The sequence below is a fragment of the Mesorhizobium sp. MC2-1-1 genome, assembly GCF_057597255.1.
Genome location: NZ_CP195205.1, coordinates 2,823,186 through 2,836,574 on the forward strand (window position 1 = coordinate 2,823,186; position 13,389 = coordinate 2,836,574).

11 protein-coding genes are annotated in these 13,389 nt (G+C 65.5%); 8 read left to right on the forward strand and 3 right to left on the reverse strand.

Annotated elements, in window-relative coordinates:
• On the forward strand, positions 1-816 hold the full coding sequence (locus tag ACR64R_RS14045; protein WP_487362211.1) for an NAD-dependent epimerase/dehydratase family protein: 816 nt from the start codon (positions 1-3) through the stop codon (positions 814-816).
• An 8-nt stretch (positions 817-824) separates the two neighbouring features.
• Here the strand turns inward: ACR64R_RS14045 and ACR64R_RS14050 are convergent, their stop codons facing one another.
• Positions 825-1,808 carry a membrane dipeptidase gene (locus tag ACR64R_RS14050; RefSeq protein WP_487362212.1) on the reverse strand — a complete coding sequence of 328 codons (984 nt, stop codon included), beginning with the start codon at positions 1,806-1,808 and terminating at the stop codon, positions 825-827.
• Positions 1,805-3,253 (reverse strand): aldehyde dehydrogenase family protein, encoded by a 1,449-nt coding sequence (locus ACR64R_RS14055; protein WP_487362213.1) that lies wholly within the window; start codon positions 3,251-3,253, stop codon positions 1,805-1,807. The genes ACR64R_RS14050 and ACR64R_RS14055 overlap by 4 nt, the downstream gene beginning before the upstream one ends.
• A gap of 100 nt (positions 3,254-3,353) precedes the next feature.
• Between ACR64R_RS14055 and ACR64R_RS14060 the strand changes: the two genes are divergently transcribed.
• The 6 genes from ACR64R_RS14060 (at position 3,354) to ACR64R_RS14085 (ending at position 9,855) form a co-directional block, all read left to right on the forward strand.
• Positions 3,354-4,262, forward strand: coding sequence for a LysR family transcriptional regulator (locus ACR64R_RS14060; RefSeq protein ID WP_487362214.1), 909 nt, complete (start codon positions 3,354-3,356; stop codon positions 4,260-4,262).
• 15 nt (positions 4,263-4,277) lie between these two features.
• The gene (locus ACR64R_RS14065; RefSeq protein WP_487362215.1) at positions 4,278-5,282 is read left to right on the forward strand and encodes an Ldh family oxidoreductase; all 1,005 of its coding nucleotides are present in this window, start codon (positions 4,278-4,280) and stop codon (positions 5,280-5,282) included.
• Positions 5,279-6,928: a hypothetical protein gene (locus tag ACR64R_RS14070; RefSeq protein ID WP_487362216.1), complete on the forward strand. Its 1,650-nt coding sequence runs from the start codon at positions 5,279-5,281 to the stop codon at positions 6,926-6,928. Before ACR64R_RS14065 ends, ACR64R_RS14070 begins: the two co-directional genes overlap by 4 nt.
• Positions 6,925-7,506: a DUF3726 domain-containing protein gene (locus tag ACR64R_RS14075; RefSeq protein WP_487362217.1), complete on the forward strand. Its 582-nt coding sequence runs from the start codon at positions 6,925-6,927 to the stop codon at positions 7,504-7,506. Before ACR64R_RS14070 ends, ACR64R_RS14075 begins: the two co-directional genes overlap by 4 nt.
• Positions 7,507-7,518: 12 nt before the next feature.
• Positions 7,519-8,625, forward strand: coding sequence for a class I SAM-dependent methyltransferase (locus ACR64R_RS14080; protein WP_487362218.1), 1,107 nt, complete (start codon positions 7,519-7,521; stop codon positions 8,623-8,625).
• A 171-nt stretch (positions 8,626-8,796) separates the two neighbouring features.
• Positions 8,797-9,855: an aminopeptidase gene (locus tag ACR64R_RS14085; protein WP_487362219.1), complete on the forward strand. Its 1,059-nt coding sequence runs from the start codon at positions 8,797-8,799 to the stop codon at positions 9,853-9,855.
• A gap of 84 nt (positions 9,856-9,939) precedes the next feature.
• On the opposite strand, the gene ACR64R_RS14090 is transcribed toward ACR64R_RS14085, so the two are convergent.
• The gene (locus ACR64R_RS14090; RefSeq protein WP_487362438.1) at positions 9,940-12,006 is read right to left on the reverse strand and encodes an oxidoreductase; all 2,067 of its coding nucleotides are present in this window, start codon (positions 12,004-12,006) and stop codon (positions 9,940-9,942) included.
• Positions 12,007-12,228: 222 nt separating this feature from the next.
• Between ACR64R_RS14090 and argE the strand changes: the two genes are divergently transcribed.
• Positions 12,229-13,386, forward strand: a complete 1,158-nt coding sequence (gene argE, locus ACR64R_RS14095; RefSeq protein WP_487362220.1) for an acetylornithine deacetylase — start codon at positions 12,229-12,231, stop codon at positions 13,384-13,386.
• Positions 13,387-13,389: the final 3 nt, after the last annotated feature.

Below are 13,389 nucleotides of genomic sequence, written 5' to 3' on the forward strand. Positions count from 1 at the left end.
ATGCCGCCATACGAACGTATACTGATCACCGGCGCCGCCGGCCGGCTTGGCTCGCAGTTGCGTAAGGGGCTGGTGCCCCTCGCCAAGACGATCCGCCTGGCGGGCCGCGAACCCTTCGGCGACATTGCCCCGCACGAAGAGGAAGCGGTGTTCGACCTCGCCGACATGGAAGCGACGATCGCGGCGACCAAGGACTGCGACGCGATCGTGCATTTCGGCGGCGCGCCGCTCGAATGCGAATGGCAGACCATTCTCGATTCCAGCATCCGCGGCTCCTACCACATCTATGAAGGCGCCCGGAAACACGGCGTGAAGCGCGTCATCTACGCCTCGTCCGTGCATGCCATCGGCTATCACGAGATCGAGGCGCATATCGGCGTCGACGCGCCGGTCCGCCCCGACAGTCTCTACGGCGTGTCGAAGAACTTCGTCGAGAGCCTCAGCCGGCTCTACTGGGACAAGTTCGGCATCGAGACGGTCTGCCTGCGCATCTTTTCGTCCTTCCCGGAGCCGGCCGACCGCCGCATGCTGTGGTCGTACCTGTCCTTCGCCGACTGCGTGCGCCTGGTCGAGGCGTCGCTGACGGCGCCGCGCGTCGGCCACACCATCTCCTTCGGCATATCCGACAACAGGCTGAAGATGGTCGACAACAGCGGCGCGAACCACCTCGGTTTCATCCCGCAGGATAGCGCCGAGCCGTTCCGCGCCACAGTCGAGGCGAAGACACCCATTCCCGATCCGAAGCGGCCTTCGGAGAAATATCTCGGCGGCTGGTTCTGCGAGCTCGGCCACCCGGACGACAAGCCGGCGCAATAGCGCGGCACTCAGTCGGCGGGAGGCAGGCTGGCCTCGAGGAATCGCTGCCAGGCGCCGCCGAGCACGAGACGAGTTTCGGCTTTGCCGAAGCCCGCCGAGAGAAGGCCCTTTGCAAGCCCGGGAAAATCGAGGTTCGATCCGAACCAGGACGGCTGAGGCGGGAAGCTTGCCGCCACCTGTATCTCGCGCGTCCAGCGGCCCTCGCGCATCCAGCGCACGACGCTGTCCGGCTGGTCCTGGCAGAGGTCCGAACCGATGCCGAGATGATCCGCTCCCATGATCCCGGCCGCTTCGGCAGCCATTGTCCCGAACTGCTCCAGCGTCGTGTCCGAGCCGTTGGGGAGGTGCAGCGGGTAGAGCGAAAGGCCGAGCAGCCCCTCCTTTGCGCGCAGTGCCTGCAAGACGGCCCTGGAGACATTGCGGTTGCTGTCGCGCAGCCAGCGCGGGTTGGCGTGGCTGACGACCACTGGGCGCTGCGATAGCGCGATCGTTTCCAGCGCGGTCCGCTCGCCGGCGTGCGACAGATCGATGATCATGCCGAGCCGGTTCATCTCGGCGATCGCCTCTCGCCCCATCCGGGTGACGCCGCTGTCCTCCTGTTCCATCCAGCCGCAGCCGAGCAGCGATTGGTTGTTGTAGGTGAGCTGCATGAAGCGGATGCCGAGATCGAAGAGCATTTCGATCAAACCGATGTCGTCCTCGATCGGCATGGGATTCTGCAGCCCGAGGAAGATCGCCGTCCGGTTCGACGCCCGCGCCCGCTCGATGTCGCCGGCATCGCGCGCCAGGAGGATGAGGTCCTCATTGTCACGGAAGCGGGTGCGCCAATCGACGAGGTGGCGCACCGTCTCGCGAAAACCTTCGTGATAGCCGACCGTGGCGTGGACCGCGGTCAGCCCGCCTTGGCGCATCTCCTCGAAAATCTCGCGCGACCAGTTGCAATATTGGAGCCCGTCGATGAGCACTTCAGGCGCGTCGGAACCGGAGCTCATTCGGCCGCGCCCGCATGGATGTAACTCGTCTTGACCTGGGTATAGAACTCGACCGCCGCGCGGCCCTGCTCGCGCGGGCCGTAGCTCGAGGCGCGAACGCCGCCGAACGGCACGTGGTAGTCGGTGCCGGCGGTCGCGAGGTTGACCATGACGCAGCCCGAGCGCGAGGCGTGGCGGAATTTCGTGGCGCGTGCCAGCGAGCGCGTGGCGATGCCGGCCGTCAGCCCATAGGGCGTGTCGTTCGCAAGCACGATCGCCTCGTCGAGATCGTCGGCGGGAATGACGCAGGTTATCGGCGCGAACATCTCTTCCTGATTGATGCGCATGCGTGAGCGCCCGTTCAGGAACACGGCGGGCGCCATGTAGTAACCCTTGTGCGTCAGATCGAGCCCCTCGCCGCCGGTCGCAAGTTCGGCGCCTTCGCTTTTGCCGAGCGTTACATAATCGAGATTGGCCGAGAGTTGCTCGGCGCTGACGACTGGCCCCATCTGGACGCCGGCCTCGAGCGCATGGCCGACCTTGAGCGCTTTGGTTTTCGCCAGCAGCTTCTCAACGAAGGCGTCATGCACCGGCCGGTGGACGATCAGGCGGGAGGACGCCGTGCATTTCTGTCCAGAGCCGCCGAAGGCGCCGTTCACGGCCAGGTCGACCGCGCGGTCGAGGTCGGCGTCGTCCATGACCACGAACGGATTCTTCGACCCCATTTCGAGCTGCAGCTTCACGAACCGCGCGGCGGCGAGCGCCGCTATGCCCGAACCGATGGCGCCCGAACCGGTGAAGCTCAGCCCCTGGATATCGGCATTGGCGGCAAGCTCGCGGCCGATCGTCGAGCCAGATCCCATCACCAGGTTGAACAGGCCTTTCGGGACGGCCTGCCGGCTGATGATCTCGGTTAGCGCCCAGGCGCTCGCCGGCGTGAGGCTGGCCGGTTTCCAGACCACCGCGTTGCCGAAGGCCAAGGCCGGCGCTATCTTCCAGGACGCGGTGGCGATGGGGAAATTCCAGGGCGAAATAATCGCCACGACTCCGAGCGGCTCGCGCTCGATCAGCACATCGACACCGGCCCTGACGGAGTCGGCCGAGCCGCCCAGATTACGCAGCACCTCGGCGGCGAAATAGGTGAAGAACTGGCCGGCGCGATAGACCTCGCCGATACCTTCGGGAAGGGTCTTGCCCTCCTCGCGCGAAAGCAGTTCGCCAAGTTCCTTCGAGTGCGCCATCAACTCGCGCCCGATGGCGTCGAGAACGGCGGCTCTCGCTTCCAGTCCGGCAGTCGCCCATTCCCGCTGGGCGCCCTGCGCCACCGCCACGGCGTCATGGATATCGGAAGGCCGCGCCTGCGCAAAGCGCCCGACGATGTCGGTCACGTCGGACGGGTTGATGTCCTCGACCCAGTCGGCCCCGTCGCGCCATTCGCCGGCAATGAAGTTCTGACCGTTCAGCATCGTGCTCGACCTGCATCAATTCGGTTGACAACGACCTAACCAATGCTGTGAACTTCAATCAAGCTCAATTTTTGGCACAAATGTTCAGGCAAGCTTAACAGTGACCAAAACCATCAGCCTGACCGGCATGCGCAGCTTCGTCGCGGTCTGCGAGACCGGCGGCGTGCGCGCCGCCGCCGACCAGATCGGCCGCACGCCATCTGCCGTATCGATGACCTTGAAGCAGTTGGAAGACGATATCGGCGCGCCGCTGTTCGAGAGCGAACGCAAGGGCGCGCTTTCGCCGGTCGGCCGCATCGTGCTCGACGAGGCGCGCGCCATGATCGCGCACTACGACCGCGCCTGCCTGGCGATGATCAGCTACGCCGCGGACCTGCAGGGACGCTGCGACGTGGCGAGCGTGCCTTCGGTCGCCGTGACGTTGCTGCCGCGCGCGATAGCACGGCTTCGCGACGAGGGCGGCCAGTTCGACATCCATGTTCGCGACAGCGATTCCAACGCCATCGTCGACGCGGTCGAAAACGGCCTCGTCGAGGTCGGCCTGTGCGTGCTCGCGACCAAGCGGCCGCAGCTCAGTTTCGAGCCGCTGTTCCACGAACCGCTCGATTTCGTCTGCCCGGTCGACCATCCGCTGGCAAGATCGAAGCATCCGTTGAAATGGGCGCAACTCGATGGCGAGAGCTTCATCCGCAATGGCGCGGCGGCAGCGCTTGGTCTTGCCGAGACCGAGGCGCTTGCCGCCGGCTCGAAACTCACCGCGACCAATGTGAGCTCCAACTTGGCGATGGTGGAGGCGGGGCTAGGCGTCACCATCCTGCCCCGGCTCTGCCGCTGGAAAAGCAGCCACGACGTCCGCTTCGTTCCGCTCGCCGATCCGCGATCCAGCCGCACGGTCGGCTGGATCGCCAAGGAGGGCCGCAATTTGCAACCGGCGTCGTTGCGCTTCATCGAATGCATCCGCCTGCAGACGCGGGCAAGCGAAGCAGAGTTCGGCTATGCCGTCGCATGATTGGTGGATGACCGGATGACACGCCTGACGCAAGCCCGCATTGAAACACTCGCCCGGGAAGCGCTGATGCGGCACGGCGCAAGCGAGCGGCAGGCTGAGGCGCTGGCCGCAGGCATAGCGGCGGCGGAACGCGACGGCCTCAAGTCGCACGGCCTGATGTACCTGCCGACCTATTGCGAGCATCTGACCTGCGGCAAGGTCCTGGGGCAGGCGGAGCCTACCTTGAACCGGCCGGCTCCCGCGGTCGTCGCCGTCGATGCCGCCAACGGCTTTGCCCATGCGGCCATCGCCATCGGCCTGCCGCCGCTGATCGACGCGGCCCGCTCGCAAGGGGTGGCGGCGCTTGCCATCCGCAATTCCTACAATTGCGGCGCGCTCGGCTATCACACCGAACGCATCGCGCAGGCAGGCCTCGTCGGGTTGGGTTTCACCAATGCGCCGGCCTCGATCGCGCCCTGGGGCGGCCGCAAGGCTGCACTCGGCACCAATCCCTGGTCGCTTGCGGTTCCCGACGGCCAGGGCGGCGCGCGCTTCGTGATCGACCAGAGCGCGAGCGTCGTCGCCAAGAGCGAGGTCATCAAGCGCGCCCGCGCCGGCGAACCGATCCCGCCAGGCTGGGCCTTCGACGCGAGCGGCGAGACGACCACCGACGCCGGCGAAGCGTTGAAAGGCACGATGGCGCCGGCGGGCGGCTACAAGGGCGTCGGCTCCGCATTGCTGGTGGAGATCTTTGCCGCATGCCTGACGGGCGCCAATCCCGGGCTTGTCGCGAGCCCCTTCTCCGGCACTGCCGGAGGCCCACCGGGAACCGGCCAGTTCTTCCTGGCGGTCTCGCCCGATGCAACCTCGGGCGGGGCGTTCGCCGCAATTCTGGAAACCGTCGCCGGCGCCTTTGCCGGCGAAGCGAGGCTCCCGGGCACGAGGCGTTTTGGCGCGCGCGAACACAACACCAAGGACGGCATCGAGGTGGCGGCGGAGACGCTCGCCACGCTGGAAAAGCTCGCAGGGAGCGCCGCATGACGGCGATCGCGTTGCGCCCGCCGGAGGTCGTCATGCGCGTTAAGCGTCTGGGCGCCGCACATCCGACGCGCCTCAGCTTCCTGCGCCAGCTGATCCGCCGCGCCACCAGGGAAAAATGGCGGGTGCGAAGGCACCTGCTCGACCTGGACGACGATGGGTTCGGGCGCGCGATCTATACGGTCGAGACGCCGGCAAGGACCTATAGCCTGGTAGCGTTCTCGACGCCGCTCGACGACGAAAAGCGGTCAGACCGGGTGATCGCGCAGGCCTGGGACACCAGCTACGTGCTCTACGACGGCTTGCCGGAGGCCGCCGAAATCGCGCGGCTGGAGGCAAATGCGCCCCTGCAGGAGGCGGGCCGCTACACCAACCGCGAACTCGTGCTGGCGCGCGCCAACAAGAGCGTGCGGCTGTTCGAAGAAGTCGCCACGGCGCTTGCGCAGGGACGGCAGCCGGACGAGGAGCAGTTGCTCGGCGTCGGCTATCTGCTGCGCACCACCGCCGTCTACGGCAACGGCAAGTTCGGCATCGCCGATCGCGACGAGATCGACGCGCGTCCCGAGCTTGCCGGATCCTTCCAGGCGGAGATGCTCACCGTCTGGCTGATCCGGTCCTTCACGCTAGACCTGGTCGATCATATCGCCCGTCGCCGCAACCCGGCCGGCGCCGCAAGGCTGGCGCCGCATTTGCGCCGGGCGCTCGGGGTCGGCAATGCGACGGGGCTCGGCATGGCGCCCTTCCTCGTGCGCCATCCGCTCCTGACGCATAGCTGGTTCCTCGCCCGCGAGACCGCGCTGGCGCGGGTGCGCGCACAGCCCCAAGCCGGCGAGGAAGAACGAAACGCTTTCTCGAAGGCGCTCGCCGATCTGCGGCAACGCGTCGCCCGCTGGCACAGCGACGATGACCGCCAGGCTGCCGCCACCTTGTCGCTGGCCGCCGATCTCAATGCGCTGGCCAAAGACCTCGACCAGCTTCTGGCGAAACCACGGCCATGGGATACGGTCTATCGCTTCGCGGAAGACAATTTTTCGCTGGAAGGGCAGGAAGCCTGCGTCTCGCTGATCCTCGAACCGCACGGCGCGCTGGTCGACGAACTCGGCGACACGATGAAGGCCGACGAGACGCTTGGACATTCGATCGACGGCAGCGTCAACTGCGGTTCGCTTCGCCAGGCGCTTCTCGAAAGCTATTCCTGGGCGGGAAAAGTCGATTTCGCCGAACCGTCCGCCAATGCGCGCTTCTGGTATGTCTCTGCGGCGAAGCTCGAGCCCCGGCTCGGCGAGCGTTTCGAGGAGGACGGCGCTGAGCTCGAACAGCCGCTCGCAACCGCTCGCGACGCGCTCGCTCTGGCGGCCGCGCTGGCGCAGGAGCCGGCATCGACCAGCGTCGCCGACTTCCTCCTGCGCCGCCCCGAATGGCGCCATGCGGTGCGACGCGCCCAGATCGTCGCCAAGTTTCCTTATGCCGAGATCCACGACAATCTGATTGGCGCCGACTTGCGGCCCGTCGACATATTGCGCGCCAAGCTGGCGTTCTTCGGCGCGCGCAGTTTCGACCCGCGCTCCGACCGCTGGCTGCGCATCGCGCTGTTCAGCGGCGAGCCGCTGATCGAGGATGTCGCCACGATGGCGGGAGAGGCCGCATGATCGAGCTCTCGCTCAACGAGGTGGAAACGCTGAGCACCAAGACGGCGCGCGGCGCCGGATTTTCATGGGGACTGGCCGAGGATATCGGCCGCGCGGCGCGCCGGATTGCGGTCGAGGACGCCAATTGGGGCGAGGCCATGCTGAGCCTTGCCGAAAACGCCCAATCCTTCGAGCCGCCCGATCCTGCCCGCACGACGCGGTGGCGGAACGGCGAGGCCGACGTCGCGACCGGAAGACCGCTCTGTCCGATCTGGACGTCGGCACTGCTGCTCGACGACCCGCTACCGGCAGGCGCGCTGCCGCTGACGATCCTGGATGTCGGTCTGCCGATCTGGCTCGACGCCATGCTGCGCCGGTCGGAGATGTGCATTGCACAGCCGGTGGCGCTGCTGACGCCTCGGGCCGATATCATCGTCGAGAGCCGCGCCGGGGTTGTGCCGCCAATCACGAGCCGGCGCGGAGCGATCGACGAGCGGACGCTCGCCGCGCTGAATTCCTTCGCGGCCAGAACCTACGTGCCGGAAAGCGAAAGGTCGCGTGTCCGCGGAGCCGGTGGAGGACGCGTGGACGATGAATAAGGGGAAAAAACGATGAGCGCAGCCGACGGCCAGAAGATTGCCATGCGGGGGGCGGGCTATTACTCGGCCAACACCGTCGGCGCCAAATACGTCATCGACAAGGTCGGCGATCTCGTCGTCGAGGCCGTCGCCAGGATGCCCCGATTGGCCGAGGGCCAGCCCTTCGCGATCGCCGATTTCGGCGCGGCCGACGGGGGCACCTCCATGGACATGATGCGGCGGCTGGTCGGCGCTATCCGGCAAGCAGAACCGGAACGGGCGATATCGATCACCTATACGGACCTGCCCCATAACGATTTCTCGACCTTGTTCCGGCTCAGCCAGGGACTGCTTGGAATTTCGACGGAGGCCCCGCTGGCCGACACGCCCGGGCTTTACATCTTCGGCAGCGGCACCAGCTTCTACCGCCAGATCCTTCCCGACAATGCGCTGTCGTTCGGCTTTTCCGCCACGGCGATGCACTGGATCAGCAAGCGGCCCTGCATGATCGCCGATCATGTCCAGGCGGTCGGCGCGACCGAAGCCGAGCGGGCACAGTTTCGCGCCCAGGCCCTCCGCGACTGGGACACGATCCTGCTTGCCAGGGCGCGCGAGTTGAGGTCGGGCGGCAGGCTGGCACTTGCCAATTTCTGTGTCGATGAAGAGGGGCGCTATCTCGGCCATACGACGGGCGCCGACATGTTCGACACCTTCGCGCGCCATTGGCGCGACCTGCTTCGCGCCGGACGGATCAGTGAGACGGAGTACGTCAACGCGACGTTCCAGCAATTCTACAAGACACCGGACGAGTTCGCCGCGCCGTTTCGCGATCCCGCTTCGCCGGTGTCGCGGGCGGGGCTAAAGCTGGAGACGATGTTCACCATGGTGACGCCCTGCCCTTATGCCGAGGCGTTCAGGACCCACCGCAACGCCCAGGATTTCGCCCGGGCCTATGTGCCGACGCTGCGCTCCTGGTCTGAGACTGTTTTCGCAAACGCGCTCGATCCCTCGCGACCGCCAGGAGAACGCTCCGCCATCATCGACGATTTCTACGGCGCCTATCAAGCCGACGTCACACAAGCTCCCGAAAGCCATCGCATGGACTACGTCCATTGCGTGACGGAAATCGTCAAATCGTAACGAAACCGGCATGCCGTCAGGTTTCGTCGTTGCCGCTCCGTCATGGCCCCCGCCCGACAGTCCGCCCCGTTGCCCGCTCCGGGTCTTGACGAGAACAGGTGCGCCTGTTTGAGACAATGAGACGAATGGCGACATTCGCTCCATGGGAGGCGAGCAAGCGGTGGGTAAGCAGTGAAGCGCGTTTTTCGGTTGCTTGCCGCTATTGCCCTGGCGTCCGGCGCGAGCGGCTGCACCAGCATTTCCTACTATGCGCAGTCGCTGGAGGGCCATGTGCAGATCATGGCGGCGCGCAAGAATGTTGCAAAGCTGATCGATGATCCGTCGACGCCAAAGCCGTTGCGCGCCAAGCTGACGTCGGCCAGCGCCATACGTCGCTTTGCCACGCAAGAACTGGCGCTGCCCGATAACAACAGCTACCGCAGCTATGTGGACATCGGCCGGGACAATGTGACCTTCGCGGTTTTTGCCGCGCCGCAATTCTCGCTCACGCCGATAACATGGTGCTTTCCGGTTTTCGGCTGCGTTCCATACCGGGGCTATTTTTCCCGGAGCTCCGCGGCTGAGAACGCCGCTGAACTGCAGCGGAAGGGCCTGGACGTCTATGTGTCGGGGGTCACCGCCTATTCCACCCTGGGCTGGTTCAGCGACCCGCTGCTGAGCACCATGCTCCGCCAGGACGACGCCTATATCGCCAGCCTCATCTTTCATGAACTGGCGCATCAGAAAGTCTATGTGAATGGCGACTCCGCTTTCAACGAGGCTTTCGCGGTCGCCGTCGAGACCACCGGCGTGAGGAAATGGCTGCGCGCCACCGGCAACCGCGCCGGACTGCGCCGCTACGAAGCCAATCGCAAGCGCAGCGCCGATTTTCTCGAATTGATATCGAAGACCCGGGACGAGCTGAAGCAGGTCTATGGAAGTCCCCGCGGCCCGGAGCAGATGGCGGTCGCCAAAGCCGCCATGATCGACAGGCTACGGGTGCGCTACCGGCTGACGCGTGACAAGCGCTGGGCCGGATATCGCGGATACGACGCCTGGTTCGACAGCCCGATCAACAACGCGAAGCTCGCCGCGACGTCGGTCTATGGCGAACAGGTTCCAGCCTTTATTCGCTTGTTCGACTTGTGCGCAGGCGACTATCCGAGATTCTACGCCTCTGTTCGACGGATCGGAAGTTTGCCAGGACCTTCCCGTGCCGAAGCGCTCAAGTCTGCGGCAACGTGTGGCTGACGCGACCAATCGCGAGGCTCCCGGCATAGCTGGCGGTTACCTAAAACGAAGAAGATCGCCGATCCCTTGAAACGGTGACACGCCCTACTCCGCCAGCGCCGCCACTTCGCGCCGGAAAGGCAGAGCGTCGCCGATATTCGCTTCATCCAGCTCGCGGGCGAAGCGGTGGCCGGCATAGGTCGCCCAGGCGATCGGCCCCGGCGCTTCGGCGTCGCCGATGACCTTGATCGAGTGGATGCCATTGGCGGCCCACTCATGTTCGCGAGTCTTGAGTTCGCGCCAGACGGCATCGTCCTGATCGCGCGACGTGACCAGGACGACGGCGTCGGCGACAAGGTCCCGTTTCGCACCGGTGTAGACGCAGGCCGTCGCGACCCCGCCCGAAACGATGCTCGTGACGGTCCTGTTGAGCACGATATCGACGCCCAGCTCCGCCAGGCGGCGATGGATGGCGCCCTGCTCCAGCGTGTTGCGGGTCCAGTCCGAGACATAGGCCGATGGCGTCACCAGGGTCACTTTCGCGCCCTGCCGCGCCATCAGCTCGGCTAGCACACCGCCCATGTAATAGTGGTCGTCGTCGAACAGCACCACATTGCCGGAAGGCACCTTGCCGTCCATCAAGTCGTCGGGCGAGTAAACCGGCATGGCGGTATCGATCCGCATCGGCACGACATGGGCGCGCGCGACGCCGTCGCGCCGCCATGTCGATCCGGTGGCGATGGCGACATTCTGGAAGCCGAAGGACAGGATGTCGTCGGTCGTCAGCCGGCTTTCGAAATAGATGTCGACGTTCTGCATCTGGCTCAACTGGTACTGGCGATAGTCGCGAACCCTGCCCCAGGCCGACAGGCCCGGCAGCAGGCACTCGCGTGCCACGCGCCCGCCTAGCTCGGTGCCGGCTTCGGCGATTGCCACCTGGTAGCCGCGCAGGCCGAGCGCGCGGGCGGCTTCAAGGCCGGCGGGTCCGGCGCCGACGATCAGCACGCTGTCGCTGTCGCCCTTGGCCTGCATGCGCTCCGGATGCCAGCCCTTGCGCCATTCCTCCATGAAGGTCGGGTTCTGCGTGCAGCGCGAGATCGACATCGTCATGTCGCCGGTGATGCAGATGTTGCATCCGATGCATTCGCGGATGTCCTCAATCCGGCCCTCCTCGACCTTCCGCGGCAGGAAAGGATCGGCGATCGACGGGCGCGCGCAACCGATGAAGTCGAGCGTGCCCGATTTGATCATCCGCACCATCACGTCCGGAGAGGTGAAGCGGCCGACACCGACGACCGGCTTCGAGGTCAGCTTCTTGATGCCGGAGACGAGGCTCTCCTGCGCCGCCTCTTCCTTGAAGCGCGACGGCCCCGAGCAATCCTCCCAGGCGCCATGCGCGAGGTCCCACAAATCCGGCAGGTCGGCATGCATCTCGATCATGTCGCGGACTTCCGAGTTGGCGAAGCCAAGCTCGCCGATCATTTCGTCCAGCGACAGCCTGAGCGTCAGGCCGCAGGTCTCGCCGATCGCGTCGCGCCCTTCCTCGATCAGCTCGCGCATCAGGCGAGAGCGGTTCTCCAGTGAGCCGCCATATTCGTCGCTGCGCTGATTGGTGGCGGTCGAGAGGAAATGCTGGATGATGCCGAAGCCGTGCGCCCCATAAAGGCACACCAGGTCGAAGCCCGCCTGCTTCGCGCGCTTGAAGGCATTGCGGTGCCAGCGGCGCAGATCGCGGATATCCTGCTTGTCCATCGCGCGAGCCTGCACCGGATCGTTGGTGAACGTGCGGATCGGAAGCGCCGACGGCCCGCGCGGAACCTCCTTGGTGTAGAGATTGGGGCCGTTGATGCCGGAATAGGCGAGCTGGATGCCGGCGAGCGCTCCGTATTCGTGCATGGCCCTGGCCATCTTGGCCAAAGCCGGAATGTCGGCGTCGTCCCACAGCCTGAGCTCGATGAAGGGCGTGATCTCGGAAGTGTGATGCATCTCCGTCTGCTCAGTGAAGATGACGCCCCATCCACCTTCCGACTTTATGCGGCGCATCTCGGCCGCGGCCGACGGATCGCGATAGCCGCCGCCATTGCAGTGCGGAACCTGATAGAAGCGGTTCTTGGCGGTCACCGGGCCGATCTTCATCGGCTCGAACAGAATGTCGTAGCGTGGGTCGCGCATAATAGCTTCCTTCATGCCGGCTCAGCCCTGCCGATCCGACCGAGATTACTCATAAGTTGACGCCGGCGCGGGAAAACTACGGAATTCTTCTGTGCGGATTAGGACGCGCCTAATAGCGCGTCGCGCGGATTAGCCTCAGATGAACCGGGGCTGAGCCAAATGCGACTTCAGCGCCGCCGCGCCGCGATGCTACACAGCCGGTTGCCGCAATGGGACAAAGAAATGGACAGCATCGGTATCCTCGAACGGCTGATCGCCTTCCCGACGGTGAGCCGCGACTCCAACCTCGACCTTATCGCCTATGCGACGGACCTGCTCGGGGCGAGCGGCATCGCCAGCCAGATCATCCGCAGCGCGGACGGGCACAAGGCCAATCTCTTTGCCACCATCGGCCCGGCAGACAAGCCCGGCATCATGCTTTCCGGCCACACAGACGTCGTTCCGGTCGATGGCCAGAACTGGACTTTGCCGCCATTCGCGATGACCGCGCGCGACGGCAAGCTTTACGGGCGCGGCGCGGCGGACATGAAGGGCTTCGTCGCCAGCGCCCTCGCGACCTGCGTCAAAGCCTCGAAGATGGCGCTTCGCACGCCCCTGCATCTGGCGCTCTCCTACGATGAGGAGGTCGGCTGCCTCGGCGTAAGAGACCTGATCGAGATGCTGAGCGCGGCGCCCCAGCGCCCGCTGCTGTGCATCGTCGGCGAGCCGACCGACATGCAGGTGGCGACGGGGCACAAGGGCAAGCTCGCGGCGCGCGCCCTCTGCAAGGGAAGGGAGGGCCATTCGGCGCTCGCTCCGCTGGCGCTCAACGCCATCCATCTCGGCTGCGACTTCGTGCTCGCCTTGCGCGACGAACAGGATCGGCTGACCCGCGAAGGCGCTCGCGACGGCGACTACGACATTCCCTACACGACCGTGCATGTCGGCAAGATCAATGCCGGCGTGGCGCTCAACATCGTACCCAATCTTTGCGTGGTCGATTTCGAGATCCGCAACGTCGCCGCCGACGATGCCGCCGGCATTCTCGACAGGCTGCGCGACGCCGCGTCGCGCATTGCCGTGGATGCCGCTTCGATCGCGCCGGAGGCCGCAATCGACATCGAGATCACCAACAGCTATCCCGGCCTCGACACGCCGGCCACGTCCGAAGCTGTCGCCTTCGTCAAATCGCTCACCGGCGCCAACAGCACGATGAAGGTCGCTTTCGGCACTGAAGGAGGATTGTTCAGCCGCGATCTCGGAACGCTCGCTGTCGTCTGCGGACCAGGCTCGATGGCGCAGGGCCACAAGCCGGACGAATTCGTCAGCGTCGAACAGTTGCGGCGCTGCGACGATATGCTGGAGAGGCTGCTGTCCCGGCTCGTCGACGGCTGGCCGTGACAT